This is a genomic window from Kangiella sp. (assembly GCF_014762745.1).
In the GTDB taxonomy this organism is placed as follows: Bacteria; Pseudomonadota; Gammaproteobacteria; order Enterobacterales; family Kangiellaceae; genus Kangiella.
The window spans coordinates 24,150-47,064 of record NZ_JABURJ010000146.1 but is presented as its reverse complement, the minus strand read 5'-3'; the positions used below and the strand labels follow the sequence as shown (position 1 = coordinate 47,064).

General features: G+C 46.7%; 24 protein-coding genes. 16 read left to right on the top strand and 8 right to left on the bottom strand.

Going from position 1 to position 22,915, the window contains the following annotated elements; genetic code table 11:
* Nucleotides 1-167: 167 nt before the first annotated feature.
* The 3 genes from HUJ19_RS12975 to HUJ19_RS12965 all read left to right on the top strand — a co-directional run bounded on the left by HUJ19_RS12975 (nt 168) and on the right by HUJ19_RS12965 (nt 3,637).
* Nucleotides 168-1,688 carry an FMN-binding glutamate synthase family protein gene (locus tag HUJ19_RS12975; RefSeq protein WP_290624726.1) on the top strand — a complete coding sequence of 507 codons (1,521 nt, stop codon included), beginning with the start codon at nt 168-170 and terminating at the stop codon, nt 1,686-1,688.
* A gap of 13 nt (nt 1,689-1,701) precedes the next feature.
* The gene (locus HUJ19_RS12970; protein WP_290624725.1) at nt 1,702-2,292 is read left to right on the top strand and encodes a DoxX family protein; all 591 of its coding nucleotides are present in this window, start codon (nt 1,702-1,704) and stop codon (nt 2,290-2,292) included.
* Nucleotides 2,293-2,443: 151 nt separating this feature from the next.
* On the top strand, nt 2,444-3,637 hold the full coding sequence (locus HUJ19_RS12965) for an NADP-dependent malic enzyme (RefSeq protein WP_290624724.1): 1,194 nt from the start codon (nt 2,444-2,446) through the stop codon (nt 3,635-3,637).
* Between the two features lie 4 nt (nt 3,638-3,641).
* Here the strand turns inward: HUJ19_RS12965 and HUJ19_RS12960 are convergent, their stop codons facing one another.
* The gene (locus tag HUJ19_RS12960; RefSeq protein WP_290624723.1) at nt 3,642-4,670 is read right to left on the bottom strand and encodes an alpha/beta hydrolase; all 1,029 of its coding nucleotides are present in this window, start codon (nt 4,668-4,670) and stop codon (nt 3,642-3,644) included.
* Between the two features lie 175 nt (nt 4,671-4,845).
* Here HUJ19_RS12960 and HUJ19_RS12955 point away from each other — a divergent pair, with 175 nt between their 5' ends.
* Nucleotides 4,846-6,648, top strand: coding sequence for a choice-of-anchor B family protein (locus tag HUJ19_RS12955; RefSeq protein WP_290624722.1), 1,803 nt, complete (start codon nt 4,846-4,848; stop codon nt 6,646-6,648).
* A gap of 235 nt (nt 6,649-6,883) precedes the next feature.
* Complete coding sequence (locus tag HUJ19_RS12950; RefSeq protein ID WP_290624721.1) at nt 6,884-7,732, top strand: hypothetical protein; 849 nt, start codon at nt 6,884-6,886, stop codon at nt 7,730-7,732.
* Nucleotides 7,733-7,798: 66 nt separating this feature from the next.
* Here the strand turns inward: HUJ19_RS12950 and HUJ19_RS12945 are convergent, their stop codons facing one another.
* Together HUJ19_RS12945 and HUJ19_RS12940 are read right to left on the bottom strand one after the other, a co-directional pair.
* Nucleotides 7,799-8,674 (bottom strand): DUF4382 domain-containing protein, encoded by an 876-nt coding sequence (locus HUJ19_RS12945; protein ID WP_290624720.1) that lies wholly within the window; start codon nt 8,672-8,674, stop codon nt 7,799-7,801.
* Between the two features lie 140 nt (nt 8,675-8,814).
* Nucleotides 8,815-9,687 carry a DUF4382 domain-containing protein gene (locus tag HUJ19_RS12940; RefSeq protein WP_290624719.1) on the bottom strand — a complete coding sequence of 291 codons (873 nt, stop codon included), beginning with the start codon at nt 9,685-9,687 and terminating at the stop codon, nt 8,815-8,817.
* Nucleotides 9,688-9,960: 273 nt separating this feature from the next.
* On the opposite strand from HUJ19_RS12940, the gene rph reads away from it, so the two are divergent.
* A complete protein-coding gene (rph, locus tag HUJ19_RS12935; protein WP_290624718.1) occupies nt 9,961-10,677 on the top strand; it encodes a ribonuclease PH in 717 nt (238 codons plus the stop codon).
* Nucleotides 10,678-10,742: 65 nt separating this feature from the next.
* Here rph and HUJ19_RS12930 read toward each other — a convergent pair whose 3' ends face one another.
* From HUJ19_RS12930 to HUJ19_RS12910, 5 genes are all read right to left on the bottom strand, one after another.
* Nucleotides 10,743-11,162, bottom strand: a complete 420-nt coding sequence (locus HUJ19_RS12930; protein ID WP_290624717.1) for an ArsI/CadI family heavy metal resistance metalloenzyme — start codon at nt 11,160-11,162, stop codon at nt 10,743-10,745.
* An 11-nt stretch (nt 11,163-11,173) separates the two neighbouring features.
* A complete protein-coding gene (locus tag HUJ19_RS12925) occupies nt 11,174-11,479 on the bottom strand; it encodes a metalloregulator ArsR/SmtB family transcription factor (protein ID WP_290624716.1) in 306 nt (101 codons plus the stop codon).
* Between the two features lie 217 nt (nt 11,480-11,696).
* On the bottom strand, nt 11,697-12,179 hold the full coding sequence (locus tag HUJ19_RS12920) for a peptidylprolyl isomerase (RefSeq protein WP_290624715.1): 483 nt from the start codon (nt 12,177-12,179) through the stop codon (nt 11,697-11,699).
* A 2-nt stretch (nt 12,180-12,181) separates the two neighbouring features.
* Nucleotides 12,182-12,610, bottom strand: coding sequence for an MAPEG family protein (locus HUJ19_RS12915; RefSeq protein WP_290624714.1), 429 nt, complete (start codon nt 12,608-12,610; stop codon nt 12,182-12,184).
* Nucleotides 12,611-12,631: 21 nt separating this feature from the next.
* On the bottom strand, nt 12,632-13,414 hold the full coding sequence (locus tag HUJ19_RS12910; protein ID WP_290624713.1) for an SDR family oxidoreductase: 783 nt from the start codon (nt 13,412-13,414) through the stop codon (nt 12,632-12,634).
* Nucleotides 13,415-13,617: 203 nt separating this feature from the next.
* On the opposite strand from HUJ19_RS12910, the gene apaG reads away from it, so the two are divergent.
* From apaG to HUJ19_RS12860, 10 genes are all read left to right on the top strand, one after another.
* Nucleotides 13,618-13,995, top strand: a complete 378-nt coding sequence (apaG, locus tag HUJ19_RS12905; RefSeq protein ID WP_290624712.1) for a Co2+/Mg2+ efflux protein ApaG — start codon at nt 13,618-13,620, stop codon at nt 13,993-13,995.
* A gap of 5 nt (nt 13,996-14,000) precedes the next feature.
* Entirely contained in the window at nt 14,001-14,810 is an 810-nt protein-coding gene (locus tag HUJ19_RS12900; RefSeq protein WP_290624711.1) for a symmetrical bis(5'-nucleosyl)-tetraphosphatase, read from the top strand.
* Between the two features lie 526 nt (nt 14,811-15,336).
* Nucleotides 15,337-16,203: a YicC/YloC family endoribonuclease gene (locus HUJ19_RS12895; protein ID WP_367274030.1), complete on the top strand. Its 867-nt coding sequence runs from the start codon at nt 15,337-15,339 to the stop codon at nt 16,201-16,203.
* A 219-nt stretch (nt 16,204-16,422) separates the two neighbouring features.
* Nucleotides 16,423-17,076 carry a guanylate kinase gene (gene gmk, locus HUJ19_RS12890; protein ID WP_290624709.1) on the top strand — a complete coding sequence of 218 codons (654 nt, stop codon included), beginning with the start codon at nt 16,423-16,425 and terminating at the stop codon, nt 17,074-17,076.
* A 135-nt stretch (nt 17,077-17,211) separates the two neighbouring features.
* Nucleotides 17,212-17,460, top strand: coding sequence for a DNA-directed RNA polymerase subunit omega (rpoZ, locus tag HUJ19_RS12885; protein ID WP_290624708.1), 249 nt, complete (start codon nt 17,212-17,214; stop codon nt 17,458-17,460).
* Between the two features lie 37 nt (nt 17,461-17,497).
* Complete coding sequence (gene spoT, locus HUJ19_RS12880) at nt 17,498-19,606, top strand: bifunctional GTP diphosphokinase/guanosine-3',5'-bis pyrophosphate 3'-pyrophosphohydrolase (RefSeq protein WP_367274031.1); 2,109 nt, start codon at nt 17,498-17,500, stop codon at nt 19,604-19,606.
* A 35-nt stretch (nt 19,607-19,641) separates the two neighbouring features.
* The gene (locus tag HUJ19_RS12875) at nt 19,642-20,028 is read left to right on the top strand and encodes a RidA family protein (RefSeq protein ID WP_290624706.1); all 387 of its coding nucleotides are present in this window, start codon (nt 19,642-19,644) and stop codon (nt 20,026-20,028) included.
* Between the two features lie 3 nt (nt 20,029-20,031).
* On the top strand, nt 20,032-20,727 hold the full coding sequence (gene trmH, locus HUJ19_RS12870; RefSeq protein ID WP_290624705.1) for a tRNA (guanosine(18)-2'-O)-methyltransferase TrmH: 696 nt from the start codon (nt 20,032-20,034) through the stop codon (nt 20,725-20,727).
* A gap of 106 nt (nt 20,728-20,833) precedes the next feature.
* Nucleotides 20,834-22,057, top strand: a complete 1,224-nt coding sequence (locus HUJ19_RS12865) for a DUF418 domain-containing protein (protein ID WP_290624703.1) — start codon at nt 20,834-20,836, stop codon at nt 22,055-22,057.
* On the top strand, nt 22,026-22,874 hold the full coding sequence (locus HUJ19_RS12860) for a rhodanese-like domain-containing protein (protein ID WP_290624701.1): 849 nt from the start codon (nt 22,026-22,028) through the stop codon (nt 22,872-22,874). Before HUJ19_RS12865 ends, HUJ19_RS12860 begins: the two co-directional genes overlap by 32 nt.
* Nucleotides 22,875-22,915 lie beyond the last annotated feature (41 nt).

The window sequence follows — 22,915 nt, the reverse complement described above, 5'->3', positions numbered from 1 at the left end:
CTCTAGCAGCTTTCACATAAGAATAACGGCATTAGAGTAGCATTGAGTAGTAATATTACACCTAAGCTCACAATTGCAGTTTTCGATATCAATAGTATATTGAATGTTTGACGATGTCAGCGCTTGTCTCAACTCTCAATTCAGAAACAGGGTTAAGGAACCAGATAATGAAATCAGAAGGCTTTATGTCGTTTGTTAAGACCACAATGGAGTGGATAGCGGGCTTTTTTGTGGTCGCCATCATTCTATTGTTGCTGACTACTATTGTCTTTTATGTCATTGACTCTACTCAGAAAAAACACGCCATTCGCCATAATTTTCCGGTGATTGGGCGCTTTCGGTATTGGTTTGAACATCTCGGCGAATTTTTCCGTCAGTACTTTTTCTCGATGGATCGCGAAGAGCTGCCCTTTAATCGTGCCGAGCGTAGCTGGGTCTATCGCGCGGCCAAGAACATCAGCCGCACTCAGGCTTTTGGCTCAACCCGCAACCTGAATCAGGTGGGCACAGTTCTATTCATGAATGATCAGTTCCCGACTCAGGAGGAAGATGCAGTTGAAGCACCGCCTGTAATGATTGGTCCCTATTGTCGTACACCTTACCTTGCCCGCAGTTTTTTCAATATTTCAGGCATGAGTTATGGCGCATTGTCAAAAGTGGCGGTCGAAGCATTATCACGCGGTGCGGCTCGTGCCGGTTGCTGGATCAATACTGGCGAAGGCGGTTTGTCACCCTATCACCTGACTGGCGGCGGAGATGTAGTTTTTCAGATTGGAACCGCCAAGTATGGTGTTCGAGATGCAGAAGGCAAACTGAGTGACGAAAAGCTCGAACAGGTTGCCGAGCACCCACAGGTTAAGATGATTGAACTTAAGCTGGCGCAAGGGGCTAAGCCAGGCAAAGGGGGTATCCTTCCTGCTGCAAAGGTCAACGCAGAAATTGCGAGGATTCGCGGCATTCCCGAAGGAAAAGCTTCGATCAGCCCTAATGGTCACCCCGAAATCCACAATGTCAGCGATCTACTGGATATGATTAATCATATTCGCGAAGTCACCGGAAAGCCGGTAGGCTTTAAAACGGTACTCGGTGGCGAACACTTCCTGTATGAACTCTGCGCAGAAATCCATAAGCGCGGCATCGAGTTTGCGCCCGACTTCATTACTATTGATAGCGCCGACGGCGGCTCTGGTGCAGCACCTCAGCCTTTATTTGACTACGTCGGCCTGACCTTAAAAGAAAGCCTGCCAATGGCTATTGATATTCTTCAGCAGCAGGGACTTCGCGATCGCATCAAGGTGATTGGCTCCGGCAAAATGATTAATCCCTCGATGGTTGCCTGGGCTTTAGCCATGGGTGCTGACTTTGCGCTTTCCGCCCGCGGCTTTATGTTTGCGCTGGGTTGCATTCAGGCCATGCAGTGCAATAAAAATACTTGCCCAACGGGTGTCACCACCCATGATCCGGATCTGCAAAAGGGGCTCGACATCACAGACAAATCCGTTCGTGTCTATCATTATCACAAGAATATGGTCAAAGCCGTGGGCATGATTGCGCACTCCTGCGGAGTCAAGGAACCACGCCAACTCAAGCGCCATCACATGCGGGTTGTAACAGAAACCGGCCTTTCGACTCCAATAGATAAAGTTCACCCTTATCAAGAAAACAAGATTCCGACCAAGAATCTATAAATAGGAGCTATTCATGCCAACTTTAACAGATAAGTATTACAGCTTTACCGGAGCAGTCTGTAACTCAGTCAAACACCTTGACGGACTGCCCCCTCTATTATTTCGCCTGTTATTGTTCTTTCCATTCTGGGAAGCGGGCACGCGCAAATTTGCCAACTTTGAAAGCACCGCCAACTGGTTTGGTAATAGCGAATGGGGGCTTGGGCTGCCATTTCCAGAAGTTATGACTTTTCTGGCAGCCAGTGCCGAAAGCGTCGGCGCAGTGTTATTGCTGATAGGTCTTGCCGTTCGCTGGATCACGATTCCACTGATGATTACCATGCTGGTCGCCATTTTTGCAGTTCACTGGGATAACGGCTGGTTTGCGATTGCCCAATCAACCGATCCTGAAATTTCTGAGCGCCTTGCAAGAGCGAGAACCATTCTGCAAGATCATGGTGATTACAGCTGGCTGACTGGCAAAGGCAATATCGTCATTCTGCAAAACGGTATCGAATTTGCAGCAACTTACTTCATTGTGCTGCTATCCTTATTCTTTACCGGCGCCGGGCGCTATTTTTCTGCTGACTACTGGTTAAGCAAAGCTTTTCCTAACAAAAAATAAAACTGTGTTTATAGTGGCCAGCGCAAGGTGAAGCCACCTTCAGCTGGCCCAATTAATTAGCTACAATCTCGACGATTCCCTGCTAATCCGACCACAAATCCCTTACAATAAGCGTATCATTGCAGCCATTTATCGCGAACCAAGCAAACTTATGAGCGACTATTTCAAAAAATCTCTAGATATTCATCGTTACTTACGTGGCAAATGGGCCATTAAAAGCAAAGTCCCTTTGCAAAATCGTGAAGACCTGTCCATTGCCTACACTCCTGGCGTAGCCGCCGTTTCTAACCATATCGCCAAAGATAAAAACTCCAGCTACCTTTACACCATGAAAGGTAATTCGGTTGCTATCGTGTCTGATGGCTCTGCGGTATTGGGTCTTGGCAATATAGGGCCAGAGGCTGCCTTACCAGTGATGGAAGGTAAAGCCATTCTGTTTAAAGAATTTGCGGATATTGATGGCGTGCCATTAGTGCTAGACACAAAAAGTGCTGCAGAAATTATTACCGCAGTCAAAGCCATTGCACCAACATTTGGCGGCATCAATCTGGAAGATATTGCTGCACCAAAATGCTTTGAAATTGAAGAAGCGCTACAGGATATTGGCATTCCTGTTTTTCACGATGACCAGCATGGTACAGCCATTGTCCTATTAGCCGCTTTAATTAATGCCTGCAAAGTCACAGGCAAAGATATCAAGGAACTGAAAGTGGTTATCAATGGTGCGGGCGCTGCCGGTACCGCGATTGCAAAACTCCTTCGCTGCGTCGGTCATGACGAAGCTGCCTGTATCCCTGTTGAAGACGTTCTGGTCTGTGACTCGCAAGGCATTATTTCTCCTGACCGTTCGGATCTGAATGAGGAAAAGCAAAAGCTATTGGCTTACACCAACCGCCATAATCGTAACGGCAAGCTGCTGGATGCATTAACAAATTCTGATGTCTTTATCGGTGTTTCTAAAGGCAATCTGCTGACAGGCGAAAACATCAAGATGATGAATAAGGCTCCGATCATTCTGGCAATGGCCAACCCTATTCCAGAAATCATGCCGGATGAAGCCATCGCTGCAGGTGCAGCGGTTGTGGGCACTGGCCGAAGCGATTTCCCGAATCAGGTTAACAATGTTCTAGCTTTCCCGGGCATTTTCCGAGGAGCACTTGAGGCAAGAGCAACCCGCATTACCGAGGCCATGAAAATTGCCGCTGCTTATGCGCTTGCCGATGCGGTCAATCACCTGGCAGCAGATCATGTATTACCTGACCCGCTAAACCGTAATGTGGCGCAAAAAATTGCCGAAGCAGTAAAAGAACAGGCTATAAAAGACGGCGTACAGCGTCCGCTTTAATCCGTTATTCACATTGCAGTAATTTCTCAACAGCCCGAGCAATCAACTCGGGCTGTTCCATCATAATCAGATGCTCCTGACTCTCTAATGGCCAGTAAGCTCCACACTTGCTACGCTGTGCTAACTCAAAAAACCAGTCCCGCCCTTCATCTCGCCATTGAACAATAGATGCTTTAATTAGTTCATCCTCGATCTTGGGTAAATATCCGGTCTCAAAATCACTATCGATAATCACCAGAGGCAAGTTTGTCGGCAATGGATTCCTTTTCGCTTCCAGCAAGTCCTCACGGTAATGAGTCACTTCACGAAACTTTTCCACCTGATACTCTCTGGTGTTTCTGATCGCCTCAATTGCAGAGTAATAATTCCAGTCCATATAGCTTGCAAACGCTGCGGGTATGATCGACTTTAAATGCGCTCTCTCGTCATCAATTTTTCGCTGCATATTCTCATCATATTTTCCCGATAATATAAACTCTTCGATTCCCTTCCAGCCTTGGCGATATTTTTCAGTTTCAGTGGTGTAATGCTTTATCGAATGGTCCGTTAAAACATCAGGATCGATTAACACGGCACCTTGAATAAAGGGAGCAGCCTCCTGATCATTTATCAGCGTATGCAGTGATAGGTTTGAGCTGGCAAAGGCCACCAATATGACAGGGCTTTGTTGTCGGCGTATAAAACTCGCCAAGTCCTGTCCAAACTGATGGTAAGAAGGTTCAGCAATAGATTCTGACCAGGCATGTCCAGCACGGTCAATGGCAATCGTAAGATGATCTTCGGCCAATACGTTTTGTGCTAACGCCCACCAGCCAGTGTCGCTATGCCAGTTATCGGTAGGACCCGACAATAATAATAGGTAAGGCTCTGAAATTTCAGGTTTTCCTAATTTTCGAATGTGCAGACTGCGGCCATTAAGATTTATCAGTTCACTGCCTTGAGGTAACATCTCTGCTTTATCCGTTGATTGATTTGCTGCTACAACCGGTCCTGCTAACTGTAAAAACACAACAAAAAATATGACGCGCACCATGGGTAACTCCGAACTTCTGAACCAGTCATCATTCTATGTACTAAGCCTCTGATTTAATGCAGATTTCTGTAACAGATTGTAACTGTTCAGCGTCTAATTGTTTTAATGTGATATTGTCGTAAGTTCGGAGAAAGTTTCTCCGATAGATTGGCACTATAGAAACGGGGTAGCTCACATGAAATCAATAATTACAGTCACAGGAAGTCTTGGGTTAGTACTCATCTCTTTACTGCATTCATCAGTTTCGGCCCACAGTGGCTCGCACCCGGTGCGTTATGTTGCAGACACCGGCACCGATCAGGGTGACTGTTCCAAACCTTCTGCACCTTGCGCCAGCATTGCCTATGCAGTCAACCAATCGAGCAAGGGCGATAAAATCTATGTGGCGTCAGGCACTTACCATGCAGGTGAAATGGACATCTTCTATTTATTAAATGATATGGTGGCGGTGAAAGGTGGCTTTTCTACCAAAGACCAGTTCGCCAAACAGAACCCTGACCAAAACCTGACGACCATTACTGGTATTCCTGCTGAGTACCGCGCAAAACTGGACAACAAAGGCTTCCGTCTTTTGCAGGATGCCAAAGGGCTTCCCGAACAACGACTGAAACCCGAATATCTTAAACTTCTTGAGCGCTATCAAAAGATTACTACAAGCGTCGAAAAGCAACTGACCTGCTCCAATGGCCAGGCCGGCGAGTATCCCTGTCATAATGTTGATCTCGAATCACACCTGCCCTTAAGCCAATTAAGCTCCAGCCCATCCAGTGCTAATGATATCTGGGGTTATGTGGATTTAAACAATAACCGCGAATATGCGGTGATGGGGCTTTATAACGGCACCGTATTGATCGATGTAACCGATCCGGTTAATCCGGTCGAGGTTGATTCGATAACTGGCGTAAACAGCACCTGGCGCGACGTTAAGGTGTATCAGTATTTTGATGATGCCGCGCAGCAATATAAAGCTTATGCTTATGTGACCACCGAAGGACAGGGCGGCCTGCAAATTATCGACCTGAGCAATGCTCCTGAGTCCATTGAGCTGGTCAATACCATCAATGTGTTCCAGACTGCGCATAACGTTTACCTGGGCAACATCAACTATGCTGATGGCACGGCACTCGAAGGGCATGAGGCCTATTTATATATCGCAGGCTCGAACCTCGACAATGGCTCCTACCGCGTATTTGACCTGACCGATCCAGTTAATCCAGCGCTGGTTACCACGCCAAGTTCAGCCGGCTATGTCCATGATGCCACGAACCTGATTATTGATGATGCTCGCACGGCTCAATGTGCCGATGGCCATAACCCCTGCGAGATTTTCGTTGACTTTAATGAGAATACCGTTGATATCTGGGATACCACCGACAAGGCCAATCCATTCAAAATTAGCAGCACCAGTTATGCCGGAGCCAGCTATACTCACTCCGGCTGGTATTCTGATGATAAAAACTATGTCTTTATTCAGGACGAACTGGATGAGCGTAATCGTGGCGTCAACACAACGCTTTACGTGATGGATATTCAGGATCTTACCTCGCCTCGCGTCGTCGGCTCCTATGTCGGCTCTACGCCAGCTATCGATCATAATGGTTTCACCCTGGGCGACAAGTACTACATGTCCAACTATAAACGTGGGTTAACCGTACTCGACGTGTCAAACCCGGCAACACCGAAAGAAATTGGCTTTTTTGATACCTACCCGATTCCGGAAGCCAATGACCCACAATTTGATGGTGCCTGGGGCGCCTATCCTTATTTACCCAGTGGCAATATCCTGGTCAGCGATATTTCCAATGGGTTGTTCGTATTAAAAGATAATAGTCAGATTGGCGATGCAGAACCACCTGCACCACCACCGACTCCTCAGCCCGAGCCTGATTCAGGCGGTGGTGGCGGAGGCTCCACACCTTTATGGCTATTATTAGGTTTAACACTGTTCGGCATCAGACGAAAACTTATGCCGCAGTAAACGACTCCTCAAGGAGGAGCAAGTCTGGGAAGCGCCGCATTAAGCTGCTATCCATTGCTGGAAATCCTACCCCTCCAAACCTCTGGCAGGATGGGTAGCAGCGCGGCCCCAGTTGCTCTTTTTTCTCCGTCTCTGGAACAAGTGACAAACCCTAACTACTGCTCAATCCCTAAAGCTTTTCGAGATTTCTCTATAACCTCTTGCTAGGATATTCCTGTTATAGCGAGGTAACTCCATGAAAAAAATCAACCTTTGGATTTATATTTTAGGTTTGCTGCTGGCTTCATTATTGGCAGGCAGCAAGGCGCTGGATCATTTTGGCGAAGAATATACTGATCAGGCTCTTAAACGCGCTTTAATTTCTTTTGCCGTATCTAGAACTCTCAACGGCCTAATTTCAGTAGCGCAGGAAGCCGAAGTTGCAATGCAGCCAGCGGGGCTCGGCGTCAACTTATCACCCGGGGAAATTCTCGACCCTATCAATGATCTGGTGGAACGCTTTTCGATGGTGATGTTGATTGCAGCATCAGCCATTGGTGTGCAAAAGCTGCTATTGTCCATTTCTGCCTGGGATGCTTTCAATTATCTGGTCATCGGCTTTTGGCTCATCTATGGAATTGTGTTAATTGTAAGACGCAACAGCGCAAAAGGACTGCATCCCTTGTGGCATAAAACAGTGATCTTTCTAGTTCTGGTACGTTTTGCCACACCGGCCATGGCGCTGGCAAATGAGGGGCTTTACAACCTGTTTCTGGCACCAAATTACCAGGAAGCGACACAGGAACTGGAGGGTGTAAGCCAGACCATTGAGCGTAATACCCCCGAAGAAGGAGTTGTGCCTCAGCAAGAGAAATCAGCTTACCAAGGTGCCAAGGAATGGTTTGATAACGCCATCAGTCAGCTGGATATTGAAAAACAGGTGCAGACCTATCAGCAAGCCGCAGAGAGGGCCAGTAAAAATGTGATTGAACTGATCACGGTTTTTATCGTGCAAACTATTTTGTTCCCTGTTTTTTTCCTGTGGCTCATTTATCGTTCGGGGCGTGGCCTGATGCGCAGCTCCCAAGCCACCAGCAACGTTTAATCTGACAACTACTTAGCCATAAAAAAAAGGTCGGCAACACCGACCTTTTCCTTCTACGACGCCAAGTTAGAAATCAACAGTTACTGTTTGATCAACTTCCACCGTGACATTAGTTGTTGCACTAAAGTTAATTTGATCCGCTGTAGCAGGGTCATCAAAACCGGCTTCACAGGTAAAAGCCAGAGTGTAGTCACCGGTTTGAACAAAACCGATTTCATACTCATATAAACCATCACTGTTCATTTCTACCAGCGTGCTGGTAATCGGATCAGATTCAGAGCCATTAATATCACTTAGCTCTGCGTCTGCGCCAGCAAACAAGTAGACACCACTACTTTCAGAGCAGCCTGCGGCATTTACCAGAGTTTCATCAACCAGACCATTGATATGACCCACTTCCAGGTTATCAACAATACGCAATGCAGGGACTAAGTAATAATCCTGAGCAGCATCTTGAGGATCAACAACTGATTTTCTCAAGTCAAAATCAATGGTAAAATCAGCTGAACCACCTGCTGCAATGACAAATGGGCGGATTAATTTCAAGCCAGTTTCACTGCCACTTGGGATAAACAATGAATAACGCGCCCCATCAATATCAATATAGGAATCGGTCACACCACGATTGGCATTCACTTTCAAACGAAGCCATTGGTACTGGCCTGCTGCAAGTTCGGTATCAGGCAATAACTCAAGCGAGTCAGAACCCGTTAACTGCAATAAGTCGATGGATTTAGGTGTATCAAAATCAAAACTCTGAGGCTGACCACTGCCCTGAATCTCAATACCGGTAAACTCGACAACTACTGCCTCAGCACCGTCAACCGGCGCATCAGTTACCGCGACTGATAACGTGCCACTGTCTGGATCATTATCATTACATGCCATAACGGTCATAGCAGCAATGGCCGCAACTAAACTGGCTTTTAATTTCGCATTCATAAGAGACTACCTCCAGGTTAAGTAATTACTCATTCATTTTTGCAATGTCTCTTAATGGAGACGTTTCAAGTTACGGTTTTATTCCATCGCATTTAAAAAAAAGGCCAGCATAAGCTGACCTTCTTTAGTTAGGGGAATTATTAAAAATCTACTGTGGCTGTTTCGCCAGCACTGACCGTAACATTCTGCGTTGCGCTGAACGTAATAGCATCATCCGTTTCAGGATCATCATTTGCCGCTTCACAGGTAAAGGCTAAAGTGTAATCACCCGCCTGCACGAAACCAATTTCATACCCATAGAAGCCATCAGTGTTCATTTCTACCGTTGTGGTAGTAATTGGCTCTGGCTCATTAGCATCAATGTCATCAGTTTCCGCGTCATAGCCTGCGAACAGATAAACACCGCTAGTTTCCGAACAACCTTCCGCATTAAGCAAGGTTTCCTCAACTAAACCGTTGATATGACCGACTTCCAGGTTATCAACAATTCGCAATGTTGGACGCAAGAAGTAATCGCCGCTACCATTCTGAGGCTCATGCACAGATTTTCTTAAGTCAAAATCAATGGTGAAATCGGTAATGCCACCAGCAGCAATGGTAAACGGACGGTTTAATTTCAGTCCAGTCTGCGCACCGCTTGGGACATATAATGAGTAGCGAGCACCATCAATATCAATATAAGAATCAGTGACACCCTGCTCAGCATTCACCTTCAAACGAATCCATTGATATTGCCCGGCAGTAACCGTCGTTTCGGGCAACAGCTCGAGTGACTCATCACCAGTCAATTGTAACAAATCAATGGTTTTCGGTGTGTCGAAATCAAAGTTTAAGCGCTCGCCAGGGCCTTGTACCTCAATACCGGTAAACTCAACCACAACCGCTTCAGCGCCATCAACCGGTGCGTCGGTAATCGCTAACGCTAATTTACCGCTCTCTGGATCGTCATCTGATTTACAACCAGCCAATGCGAGTAAAACACTGGCTAGCACTAAGCCATGTTTCAATTTCATAATTATGTACCTCCGAACTTATAGTGGCGCTAGATTACTCCAGTCACACTAGATACATTGTGATACAAATCGCAAAGAAAATGATACAGGTGTTTCCATCACCTCCTTTTGTGAACAATGTCAAAAATACTGACAACAGACATCACAAAACAAAGACTTAATTGCAGCTTGTCGCAATTTGTTAGATCTCCGAGACGGCGCTTACCCATAGGAATATGGCCGGCTTTTTCGTATAATTGCGCCACTTAACTCCATCCAGACAAAGGGATCACCATGAGACCGAGTGGCCGTAGCAGTAATCAACTTCGCCCAATCACCATTACACGCCAATTTACCAAACATGCAGAAGGTTCTGTACTGATTGAGTTCGGCGAGACCAAAGTGCTCTGCAACGCCAGTGTGGTCGAAGGCGTTCCGCGCTTCCTGAAAGGCAAAGGCCAGGGCTGGGTTACTGCCGAATACGGTATGCTGCCACGCTCCACCCACTCTCGTATGGACCGAGAGGCTTCTCGCGGCAAACAGGGTGGTCGCACACTTGAGATTCAACGCTTAATTGGCCGCTCATTACGCGCAGCAGTGGACCTGGGCCAGCTCGGTGAGAATACCATTTACGTCGACTGCGATGTGTTGCAGGCAGACGGCGGCACCCGCACGGCCTCTATTTCCGGTGCCAGCATCGCGTTGCATGACGCCCTGTTCCACATGCGTAAAACCAACATGATCAAAACCAACCCATTAAGACACATGGTTGGCTCAGTATCAGTTGGCATCTACAAAGGCACCCCAATTCTCGACCTCGACTACATCGAAGACTCATCCGCTGAAACCGACATGAACCTGGTGATGGATGAAAACGGCGGTTTTATTGAAATTCAGGGCACAGCCGAAGGCGAAACCTTCTCTGGCGATGAGTTAATGCAAATGCTGGAACTAGGAAAACAGGGTATTCGCGAAATTTTTGACCTGCAAAGAAAGGCCGTAGCGGTTTAAAGTGCTGATAATGAAAAAGGGGCGATTGTAACCGCCCTTTTTTCATGATTAGGAGCTATAGCTCATTAAGCACAGCAGGCTTGCTGACTTTCGATGACATTTAACAAAGGCTCAGCATAAGTTGGGATTGTTTCGAGACTATGGAATGCCTCCCATACCACGCCATCAGGATCCTCCACCCAATATTTGTCAGATTTTGCATAACAACATGAAGTACAGACCTCTTCTTTAATAGGACTTTCTGCTTCTAACAGAGCTTTCTGAACTGCCTTTAACTCCTCTTCTGATTCAACTTGAATGCCTAAGTGATCAACTCCTTTTTGCTTAGAGCGATTAGAAACTGCGAAATTTACTAATGGGTCTTCAAGCATCCATTTCGCATAATCTTTCTTCAATACAGTGGGTTCCTGCCCAAACATTTTTGAATAAAAATGAATTGTCTTTTCTAAATTTTCGACAGTAACGTGAACATGTAATCGTTTCATCAAACTTCTCCTTAACAGGATTTAACGGGTATTTTGCCGGAAAAAACCTTGGCTTTTTCCAGAGTAAGCTTTATCAACTCTAGGGCCCATGGCTCTAAATTTGGGTTCAAACTGTAGTACACCCAATTTTCTCTTCTTTCGGTTACCAACAAGTCATTCATTCTTAACATCGCTAGATGACGGCTGATTTTAGGCTGAGGCAGTTGCAACATTTCGATAAGGTCGCAAACACATAACTCACCATAGTGTGCTATTAAAATAACGCTTTTTAATCGAGTCTCGTCTGACAAACACTTGAATAATATTTCTGGGGTCATAATCTTATATATTCATATCTGCATATTCGAATATTTATATATTGCTCATCGAAAGTCAACATTATTTTCTCCGGTTCATACTTCTTATGAGCCGGGTCTATGGAATTCCATCTAGATTAATTGGTTATATATAGAAAGGGGTTAGTGAGATGGTACGGCATAGGGCGGAAGTGTACCGCCCATCAATAAGTTTCTGTAATTCCAGGGGTGCCTAAGCCTACTCCCCACACTTTCCATGCTGATGCACATGTCCATGTGCCACTTCATCATCTTCGGCTTTGCGTACTGATAAGATCTTTACTTCAACTTTTACGGTTTGACCCGCCAATGGATGATTGGCATCAATCACCACTTTGTCGTCGTGAATTTCTCGAACTACCACCGCGTGCACTCCATCGCTGCTTTCGGCTGCCAAGCGCATGCCCTCGCATAAATTCTCTACTCCGGCAAATGCTTCTCTGGGTACTTCGGTGCGCAGGTCATCTTCATATTCACCATAGGCTTCATTCGGCGGCAACTCGACTTTAACCTTTTGCCCAATCGCTTTGCCGGTTAACTCCTTTTCCAGCCCGGGCATGACTTCGCCGTAACCGTGTAAATACACCCAAGGACCACCTTCTGCGGAGCTTTCCCAGACCTGACCGTCCTGATCCATTAATTTGTAATCCAGTTCAACAACGGTATCTTTTTCAATATTCATAGTTAAAGTTGAGTTCCTAAAATCAAGTTAGAAGCCAACACCAGCCACAATGCGGTTAGTGTGATAAAGCTTAATATAAAGGAGGTAAATCGGTGCATCACTTTATTATATGTGCAGTGAATAAAACTATGAGCCACACGAAAAGCCACAAATGCCCAGGCCAGGGCGACCATCAAATCTGAGCTGTTATTGGTCAGCATGATGGTAAACACAGCGGCATAGAAAAGCACCGGCAGCTCAAACAGGTTCATGTAATTATCAGACGCGCGGGTATCAACAAAGTGCTCAAGTCCACCTTTTCTGGAATGAACTTTCTGCGGATGAATACGCTCTGCCTTCATGTAACTGACACGGCGTCGATACATGACAATCGCAACAATGATAGTCAAAAAGACCATTGCAACTAACGGCAAAATAATGGGTTGGGTCATAATAATTCCTTAAGGGGTCTTTTAACCGAGTACTTTATCAATCGCCAGCGCGGCCCAGGCCTGCGAGGTTGGCATCAGCTCTATGCTATTGATATTAACATGCTGTGGTTGTTCCGCCGCCCACAGTACCGACTCGGCGATATCCTCTGCTGTTAATGGGTTAGCACCTTTATAAATATTATCGGCCTTGTCTTTGTCGCCGTGAAAGCGCACCAGGGAAAACTCGGTCTCGGCCAAGCCTGGCTCAATATTGGTGACCCGCACCTGAGTGCCTAGTAAGTCAGCGCGCAGATTGCGGCTGAACTGCTTCACGAAAGCCTTGGTCGCACCGTAAGCATTGCCTCCGGGATAGGCGTAATTGCCCGCAATCGAACCAATATTAATGATATGTCCCGACTTACGCTCGACCATACTGGGCAAGACTTTTCGAGTCATTAGGTACAGGCCTTTGATGTTGGTATCCACCATACGATGCCAATCAGTCAGATCAGCCTGATGCGCCGGCTCAAGGCCCAGGGCCAGACCTGCGTTATTGACCAGAATATCAATTTTAGAATACTCGTCCGGGATGGCATCAAACATGGAGTTAACCTGCTCTTCGGAGGTCACATCCAAAGGCAGAACAAATACTCGGTCTTCACCCAGCTCCTGCATCAAGTCTTGTTTCAGGGCTTCCAATCGCTCTTGGCGGCGAGCTGCGGCAATCACCTTGCAGCCCTTTTGTGCAAAAGCCTTAGCGCAAGCCAGACCAAATCCCGAGCTGGCACCAGTAACCATAACGGTTTTATCTTTTAGATGACTCATAATTTATTCTCTAATGTCACAATAAACTGCTCGAATATTAGCACAGGCTTATAGGTTTCACATCGGCAAATCCACGCTCCATTGCCCGCAACACAATTGAACGAGGGTTGCGCCATCCCCATGAACCATAGACAATGCAGCTAATAGTGCAAAGCTTTCTTTGCTTGCTCAAACTCCCACAAACCAAAGACACAGAATAAACAATGACCCAAGAGTATCAGTTTCAGATTAACGTACAGACTCAATACATCGAAGAGCAATCCGAGCCTGAGAACGAACGCTACGTGTTTGCCTACACCATCAAAATCACTAATACTGGTTCTCATGGTGCAACCTTAAGCGCCCGCCACTGGGTTATTACCGATGCCAATGGCGAAGTGACTGAAGTCAAAGGGCAGGGGGTGGTTGGCGAGCAACCCTATATTGCGCCCGGTAAAAGCTATGAATACTCCAGCGGTGCCGTGCTTAATACACCTATCGGCACCATGCAGGGTAGTTATCAGATGGAAACCGATAGCGGCACCCAATTTGACGCACCAATTCCAGTATTTAGCTTGGCTGCCCCAGGAGCACTTCATTAGAATTTATGGCGACTTATGCAATCGGCGATATTCAAGGCTGTTATGATGAATTTCGCCTGCTCCTGAAAAAAATTCAATTTAATCCAGCACACGACACCCTGTGGTTAGCGGGCGATCTGGTTAATCGCGGTCCCAAATCACTGGAAGTACTGCAATTTGCCTATGAGCATCAGGATGTTTGCCAACTGGTGCTCGGCAACCATGATTTAAGCATGCTGGCCAGTTATTACACCAAAGCCAAGCTACCCAAGAAAAGCGACCTGCATACCATCTTTGCCGCTGACAACATCAAGAAACTGATGAAATGGCTGCGCAAACAGCCCATGGCCATTTACGATAAAAGCCTAAATGTGCTGATGACCCACGCTGGCGTACCGCCACAATGGGGGCTTAAAACCACCCTGGCCTGTGCTTTTGAGCTCGAAGAAGTATTGAGCAAGAAGGAAACTGCCAAGGACTTTTTCAGGCACATGTATGGCAACAAACCCGCCTTATGGAGCAACAAGCTGGAAGGTATTGAACGCCTGCGCTACATCACCAATGCCCTGACCCGGATGCGTTTTGTGCATCATGACGGAACCTTGGACTTTAAAAGTAAATCATCACCCGGCAAACAGGCCAAAGGACTATTCCCCTGGTACGAAATGACCGAAATTGGTCACCAGACACGTCTTGTCTTTGGCCACTGGGCCGCCCTCAATGGCAAATGCCCCATTCCAAATCTGCACGCCCTGGATACCGGCTGCGTGTGGGGCAACAAACTTACCGCCCTGCGCCTTGAAGACGAAAAGCGTTTTAGTGTTAAGGCCATATAACCCTTTTTAGATTCGGGTAGGGGCGGTACCTATGTGTCCGCCCTTGAATCTGCACGGACAACTCATGAGTACCCAATGGGGCAGCCCCAGATAGGTCCCCACGAACTTTGGTCAAAGCTCAAGTCAAGCTCTGACTCAGTCATTGCGAGTCATGAGGTCGTTTTCTTGACCGAATGACGTGGTGACCAACGGAAATGCCCTCGGGTGCAATCTCGTGAACAGGACTAAAGGCAGTCTTTATTACCAGATTGCCACACTCCTTTCAGTCGCACCACGGGCACTCCTTTCAGTCGTTCGCAATGACGTGCTATTAACTAATAATTAAGTCTATTTTGACGATGTCATTCACTAACCTTTTCAATAAATTATCTACTTTGTGGGGGCAGACTCTTGTCCCTACTCCTTAGATGCAATTACCCCCTATCGCCATTCCCTCCAAAGATCGGTACAATTGCCCTTTTCGCCCGAAACACAGGGCATTCGCTCGCAATTGAGCCGAACACACTGCAAAAGGTCATTAAGATACATGGTTAGAAGCATGACAGCCTTCGCTCGCCAGCAAGTGGCGACCGAGTGGGGCAACGTAACCTGGGAAATCAAATCCGTAAACCAGCGATTCCTTGAACCTAATTTCAGAATGCCGGAAACCTTCCGTCACCTCGAGTTCTCTCTTCGCGAAGTTCTGCGCAAGCAGCTCAGCCGCGGCAAACTGGACTGCACTCTGCGCGTTGAAATGGATTCGAAAAGCGCTGGCAAGATCAAACTCGATCAGGAAATGGCCCAACAATTGCTCACTGCCCATGAAGAACTGCAAGTGCTGGCTCAGGACAATCAATCGCCTGATCTGACACAACTGTTGCGCTGGCCAGGCATCCTACAGCAGGAAGAAGCCGATACCGACACCATGGAACAGGATGTTAGAAATGCCTTTGCCGAAGCAGTTACCCAGCTGATCACCGTGCGCGAACGCGAAGGTTCAGCCTTGGGCGAGATGATCGAGCAACGCTTAACCGCCATTGGCGTCGAAGTGGACAAAGTATCCGAGCAAATGCCGCAGGTCATGCAATGGCAGCGCGATAAATTGCTCAATCGTTTTAAAGAAGCCGAAGTTGAGCTTGACCCAGAGCGTCTCGAACAGGAGCTGGTCTTTTTGGCGCAAAAGCTCGATGTGGCCGAAGAACTCGACCGCCTTAAAACTCACGTAATAGAAGCTCAGCGCATGCTAAAAAAAGGTGGCCCAATCGGTCGACGTCTCGATTTCCTGATGCAGGAATTTAACCGTGAAGCCAATACACTCGGCTCAAAATCGATCAATGCAGATATCACCGCCAGCGCAGTGGAAATCAAAGTACTAATCGAACAGATGCGCGAGCAGGTACAAAATATCGAATAACACAAATCTAACCGCTGTAGGGGCGGGCACACATGCGCTGCCCCTACAGACCATATTTATTGCTTACTTTCTATACCGCGCGGGCTTTGTCTTGTGTTATGATCGCGCCTTTGTGTTTTCCGTTTGACCCTCCAAGCTCTATTATCCCTGCAGGCCTTGTGCTATAAAGGTTTGGCTTGGTTGAGTTTTATTCTCTGGATTTGGATATAGCAGGATTTGATGACGACTATGACGCCTATCAACACCATCGCTAAAGGTACCCTTTATGTGGTTTCGGCACCTTCTGGGGCGGGCAAAACAAGCCTGTTAAAGGCTGTTTTACGCAAACTGCCTGAATTGAAGGTTTCGATTTCCCATACCACTCGTCCGCAAAGACCGGGCGAGCAGGATGGCGTCGACTATCATTTTGTCGATCAAACCACTTTCCAGCAGATGTTGAACGAGAGCCGTTTTTTGGAACATGCGCAGGTGTTCGATAATTTTTATGGCACCAACCGTGACTGGCTGGATGCGCAACTGATCGAAGGTCATGACGTGATTCTGGAGATCGACTGGCAGGGTGCGCGTCAGGTTCGCCAGCTGATGCCTGAATCATGCAGCATTTTCATTCTGCCTCCATCACGCCAGGAATTATTGAGCCGACTGACCAATCGAGGTCAGGATAGCGATGATGTGATTGCCAAACGCATGGCTGCAGCGACTGCCGAAATGAAACATTACGATGAATACGATTACCTGGTGATCAATGATGATTTTGACACTGCCTGCAATGAGCTGGCGGCCATTTTCACCGCTCGTCGCCTGCGAATCGAAAGCCAGAAGGTTCGTCAGCACCATTTAATCAACAACCTGCTGTCAGATACTATGGAGTAAGCGGTTTTTTACGGTACACTTATTCTATACAGTCTTTTTTAACGCTTTATTCACTGGTTTTCTGCTAGAAACCCTTTAAAGCACTGAATTTAACAATTGGCGCTTTCGCCACATTATGTATGTAAGAGGTAAATTATGGCACGTGTAACGGTACAAGATGCTGTTGAGAAAGTTGGTAATCGTTTTGATTTGATCATGTTAGCTGCAAAACGCGCACGTCAAATCGCTACCGGTGGTCACGATCCTAAAGTGGATTGGGACAATGATAAACCAACCGTTGTTGCTTTGCGTGAGATTGAAGAAGGTTTGACTACACGCGAAACGGTTGAAGCGGAAGAACGCGCTGCCAAACGTGAGCGTGAGCAAAGACCGGTTCTATTTTAATAAGCCCGTAACTTAAGGTTTATTATTGATGTCCGATATGTCGCATTTCGAAAGCTTGCGGGATGTGCTCAGCGGTTATCTGGAACAGAACCAGATAGCTGATATTGAGCGCGCCTACCAGCTGGCAGAACGTGCGCATGAAGGGCAGATGCGCTCCAGCGGCGATCCCTATATTACTCACCCTGTCGCCGCTGCACATATCCTTGCTGACTTGCACCTTGATCATCAGACCATCATGGCAGCTTTGATGCATGATGTGATCGAAGACTGCGATGTGACCAAACAGGATTTAACGGCTGAGTTTGGTGAAACGGTTGCCGATCTGGTGGAAGGTGTCAGTAAGCTGACTCAGATTGATTTCCAATCCAAAGAACAGGCTCAGGCGGAAAACTTCCGTAAAATGATGATGGCCATGACGCAGGATATTCGCGTCATTCTGATCAAGCTGGCGGATCGTTTGCATAACATGCAGACGCTTGGTGCCTTGCGTCCCGATAAGCGTCGCCGTATTGCTCGCGAAACCCTTGAGATTTATGCACCGATTGCCAATCGCCTTGGTATCTATCGCCTAAAGGAACAGCTGGAACTATTAGGCTTTGCCAATATGTATCCCTTGCGTTATCGGATTCTGCAGCACTCGGTAAAAAAAGTACGCGGCCATCGAAAGGAAGTTGTTGAGCGCATTACCGAACAGTTACGAACGCGCCTGAAAGATGCCCGCATTACCTGCAAGGTCATTGGTCGCGAAAAAAGCGTTTATAGTATTTACAAAAAGATGCGTGACAAGGTGGGGACATTTAATGAGGTGATGGACATTTACGCCTTCCGAGTCATCACCGATAGCGAAGATTCCTGTTACCGCATTCTTGGTCAAATTCACAACCTTTTCAAACCCATCCCCGGTCGCTTCAAAGACTACATCGCCATTCCCAAAGCCAACGGCTATCAATCATTGCACACTGTGCTTCGCAACAAAACCGGTATGCATATTGAAGTGCAGATTCGCACTGAGCTGATGAACCAGATGGCGGAACACGGCGTTGCAGCGCACTGGCTGTATAAAACGGGTAGCGCCCATCCGGCAGAAACTAAAGCGCGTGAATGGCTGCAGAGTCTGATTGAGTTACAGCAGAACGCAGGCGACTCCATTGAGTTCGTAGAAAACGTCAAGATTGATCTCTACCCAGACGAGGTTTATGTTTTTACACCGAAAGGTAAAATTATTGAACTGCCAAAAGGCGCAACGCCTGTTGATTTCGCCTATGCGATTCACACCGACGTCGGCAACAGCTGCATCGCCTGCAAAATTGATAAGCAGTTTTCACCTTTAAGCACGCCTTTAACCAATGGTAAAACCGTCGAGATTATCACGGCTCCAGGAGCCAAACCCAATCCGGCCTGGCTCAGTTATGTGGTGACCGGTAAAGCGCGTTCCAATATCCGTAATTTCGTGAAAAATATTCGCCAGGATGAAGCGGTTCATCTTGGTCGCCGCCTGCTTGAGCAGGTGCTCAAATCACCGCTTGAAGATTTCCCGCCTGAACAGTTAGAGTCCGTGGCTAAAATTACTCACCACGACACTGTGGATGACATGCTGGCCGGCATTGGACTTGGCAAAATTGCCAGCGTATTGGTGGCCCATCGCCTGACCAGCGATAAAGAAGAAAGCGACGATACAGTCGTCGATATGCCTCAGAAGGATCAGGCTCCTTTAGCCATTAAAGGTACTGAAGGTCTGGTGGTCAAATACGCCCGTTGCTGCCGCCCAATTCCTGGCGACCCAATTCTGGCCTATGTCAGCGCAGGCAAAGGCTTTACCATTCATCGCGAAACCTGTCCTAATGTGCAGCGTGCCCACAAGCACAATGATCGTTACGTTCCTGTGCAGTGGTCAGATGATGTGCAGGGTGACTTTATAGCCGAGCTTCGAATCGAAGTATTCAATCAACGCGGTGTACTGGCACAAATTACTAATATTATTTCTAACCAGGAAGCCAATATCGTTAACGTCGATATTAATGAACTGGATGGTTCTACCAATATTCTTACCTTCCAGATGGGCGTTCGCAATCGTGTCCATCTGGCAAATATCATCAAAAAATTAAGGGTCATTCCTTTCGTCAACAAAGTTCATCGTCACCCTTAATTAGAACTTTATACAACCTCTTTAAGGAAACTGCTGTGAGCAAAACCATTATTCAAACTGATAAAGCACCTGCCGCGATTGGCACTTATTCACAAGCTGTCAAAGCAGGTAATACAGTTTATCTTTCGGGCCAGATCCCATTGATTCCAGAAACCATGGAGCTAGTTGAGTCATTTGAAGATCAAGTCCATCAGGTTTTCAAAAATTTGAGCGCAGTTTGTGAAGCAGCTGGCGCCACTTTAAATCATATTTCTAAGTTAAATATCTTCATGATCGATCTTGGTCACTTTGCTACCGTCAACGAAATCATGGCGCAATATTTTGAGCAGCCTTATCCAGCTCGCGCAGCCATCGGTGTTAAAGAATTACCGAAAGGTGCGCAAATTGAAATGGATGCTATTGTAAGTTTAGATGAGGACTAAAGTGTGCAACCGCGTAGTCCTGAGCGTTTACAGAAAATTCTAACTCTATTATCCAACCGTCAGCCCGACCTGACGGTTTTCATGGATGAGGTCCATAAACCCCATAACCTTGCTGCTATCGTTCGCACCGCTGATGCGGTTGGCATTGGTCACGTCCATGCGGTTTTCCCTGAAGGCGTGCGCTATTCTGGTCATCACACTTCTAGCGGCAGCAAACGTTGGGTCACCACCCACAAGCATGAGACTCTAATGTCTGGCATTGCAGAAATGAAGGCGCAGGGCATGCAGGTTCTGGCTGCCCATCTGTCTGATAAAGCGGTAGATTTTCGCTCCATCGACTACACCAAACCGACCTGTATTCTGGTTGGCTCCGAGTTGGTCGGAGTTTCAGATGAAGCTGCCGATCTTGCCGATGAACACGTTATCATTCCAATGGTCGGCATGGTTCAGTCACTTAATGTTTCCGTTGCAACCGCGCTGATTCTTTACGAAGCACAACGTCAACGCTCCAATGCCAAGATGTATGGCGAATGCAAAATCCCACAGGCAGAAGTCGATGAAATCTGCTTCAAAGCCCTGCATCCGACCATTACCAAGTTTTGCGACAAGCACCAAATCCGTTATCCCAAGATGGATGAGTTTGGCGACATTGATGATCCTGAATGGAATAAATTACGGAAATCAATAAGCGCAAAATAGACCCCATTAGTTACATTTTGCTACAAGCATTTGTTGGTAATTCAGTGTTTTCATGGTAAGAATAAGATAAAACAACTATCTAATTATTCTCGCTAAGGGATTAGTCATGACAACTGCTTTGCTACCCACTTCCAGTGAAAAGCGATTTCACTCGCTTGATTTAATTCGCGGTATTGCCGTTCTTGGTATTCTGATTATGAATATCTACGGCTTTTCTAATATTTTTGCTTACTACATGAATCCCCATGCATTAGGTGAACCTTCCTCTTCAGATGTTTGGGTTTGGTCTTTTACGCATATCTTTGCCGATCAGAAGTTCTATACCATCTTCTCCATGCTGTTTGGCGCCGGTATTTTACTGATGGCGGATAGAGCCAGGGAGAAAGGCGTTTCTGCCGCCAGGTATCATTATTTCCGAATGTTCTGGCTCATTGTTTTTGGCCTGATTCATGCGCTTCTGATCTGGCTTGGCGATATTTTATTTATCTACGCCTGCATGGGTCTTTGGGTTTTCCTTTTTACCGATACCAGCGCTAAAACCAAACTCATTACCGGTATCGTTTTAATTGCTCTGTATTCCCTCTATATGGCAATGGTCTCTTTTCATCTTGATAAAATTCCAGCAGAAGATCTCGAATTTATGTTCTCGATGTTCTATCCCGATCAGGCAACCATTGATGAAGAGACTTTGCCTTATATTACTTCTTACGCAGCTCAAGTGAGTGACCGAATTGATTTCTTTGTGGAGAATGTTTTCTCGATGGGGTTAACCTTTGGTATTTTTAGAATAGGCGGCTCCATGCTATTGGGTATGGCACTTTATCAATACGGGGTTCTGACAGCCGCTCGCTCGCGTTCTTTTTATATCAAGCTGGCTATCATCTGCCTGTTAATTGGCTTTGGTTTATCCGCCTGGGATATGAAGCAGCTGTTTACTCACGGTTTCAGCTTTGAGTCGTTGATGTTTTCTTATATGACACTGACCAATATCGCAGCCGTCTTTATTGCGATTGGCTATATTGCCTTATTTGCTTTATGGATCAAATCCTCGGCAGCAATCAAATTACGAAATGCGCTGGAAGCTGTTGGACGAATGGCCTTCACCAATTACCTAATGCAAAGCATTATTTGTACCACCATCTTCTATAGCTTCGGCCTAGGTTTATTTACCGAGCTTTCCCGCTTGCAGTTAATGGGCATTGTTGCGATAGTGTTTTTATTACAACTTTTCTGGTCATCCTGGTGGCTCAAGCGCTTTCAGTATGGCCCATTCGAGTGGATGTGGCGAAGTTTAACCTATGGCAAAATCCAAGCTTTTAGAAAACACTGATTTACCAATCATCGATCTGCGCCCTGTCGAGCAATATCGGCAGGGCCATTTACAAGGCGCCACCAATCTTCCCTTATCAGAAATTGAAGACTGCTGGTATGAACTTCCACCCAAAGGTTCACCACTGATTCTTTTTACCACTCATGCTCAACAAGAAGCAGTTAACGATCTGTTCGAGCGTCAACATTACCCCATTGAAGCAATTTTTCTGGCAGAGGATTTTCAGCGCGAAGAGTTAGTTGCCGATTACAACAGTCGCCGCCTGTGGCGAGCCAGTCCTTTGCTTGAAGAATACATCGAACTTATCGAACAACACCTACCCACCAGCGACCCGCTGGCCTTTGATATCGGCTGTGGTTCTGGCCGGGATAGTATCTTTTTGGGGTTACATGGCTTTCAGGTCATGGCGATAGATCGCAATCCGATGGCAATTGAGCGTATCAGTAACTTTATTGAGCGTTGGCAGGTTGATGTCACCCCAATCAAACTCAATTGTGAAGAAGAGTATGACCAGTTGATTCAGCTGATTCATCTACAGAAGCCGTCACTGGTTTTACAATGCCGTTACTTGCATCGTCCGTTACTGGATCTTTATCACCAGCATTTACCTGCCGGCAGTATGGTGGCCATTCATACCTTCATGAAAGACGCAGCCAAGTACGGCAGCCCTAAAAAGCCAGCTTTCCTTCTGCAACCTGGTGAGCTGGCCGAAAAGTTTGCCGACTGGGACATACTGCTGGACCAAATCCATGTACTTCGCGACAAGCGGCCGCTATCCTTGTTTATCGCTCGCAAGCCTTTAGATCTTCACATTTAAATGACGCGATAGGCCTGATAGTCATTGACTTCTTAGCGTCA